This window comes from Bacillus sp. LB7, from assembly GCF_030449715.1.
GTDB classification, from domain to species: Bacteria; Bacillota; Bacilli; order Bacillales; family Bacillaceae; genus Bacillus; species Bacillus paralicheniformis.
Window position 1 is genome coordinate 1 of the sequence record NZ_JASGCA010000059.1, and the last position, 470, is coordinate 470.

At 44.7% G+C, this 470-nt stretch carries 1 protein-coding gene; it reads left to right on the forward strand.

Annotated features, from left to right (window positions below):
* A partial coding sequence (locus QMZ64_RS23040; RefSeq protein ID WP_301441639.1) for a ribonuclease YeeF family protein occupies positions 1 to 470 on the forward strand: 470 nt, incomplete at both ends.

The following is a 470-nucleotide window of genomic DNA, read 5'->3' on the forward strand; positions in this document are numbered from 1 at the left end:
CTTGATGATGCTTTAAAAGGAAAAGGCGGCGACGCGATCCGCGCGTTTTATGAGGAATGCCACACCCCTTTTCTACAGTTCTATGATACCTTTATAGAGGAATACAGTTCCACGCTGAAGAAAATGAAAAGCGCGCTGAATTCTCTGGAACCAAACCACAACGGATTTATTTCACAATCCTTTCTTGAACACGAACTAGAGAATGGCTTAAATGCTGCTGATCGAACAACGAAACATTTGGTTTCGAAGACCAACGCTACAATTGCGAAGGTCAGTCATATCGTTGATTTGCCGGATTTGAACGACAGCGGTTTTCATGAACAGAAACAGAAAGCGTTAAAGGAAATCAGCACGACTCTTGAAAAGCTTCATGCGTTTGACCGCGAGCAAACCAACGCCCTCAAAACGGCTGAAAACGATCTTGAGACGATGCAGAGATACATGGCGCGGCTCGAAAAGATGTATACCGG